At 56.4% G+C, this 312-nt stretch carries 1 protein-coding gene; it reads right to left on the bottom strand.

What is annotated here, in order from left to right:
- Positions 1–312 (bottom strand): hypothetical protein (locus LZP73_RS19735; RefSeq protein ID WP_442800775.1); only part of this gene is annotated, 312 nt, incomplete at both ends.

Genomic DNA, 312 nt, shown 5'->3' with positions numbered 1-312 from the left:
GCCAGGAATGCGGCACCGTCCTTCCCCGATGGCGCATCGCTGGTCAGCGAATAATGTTTACATTCCAGGCTGATTTGTGCTGGTTTACTGTACGCTCCGCTGCCAAACACATTCAGGCAGAGCGTCCATGCCAGCAGTGCCAGAGATTTGTCCGGTTGCTGCATCAGTGCTGCCTGGACTGCCAGCGTGCGTTCGGAAGACATTTTCGTCAGCAGTGGCAGACTGATTTCCTCCACTGACGCTTTTTCCTGCACCTGTTCCGTGCGGTCAGCGTCGTCAGCCGCATCATCCTCACTGCGTAACTGCACACCA

The organism is Shewanella sp. AS16 (assembly GCF_021412365.1).
GTDB lineage: Bacteria > Pseudomonadota > Gammaproteobacteria > Enterobacterales > Shewanellaceae > Shewanella > Shewanella salipaludis.
This window is presented reverse-complemented; position numbering and strand designations above follow the sequence as displayed.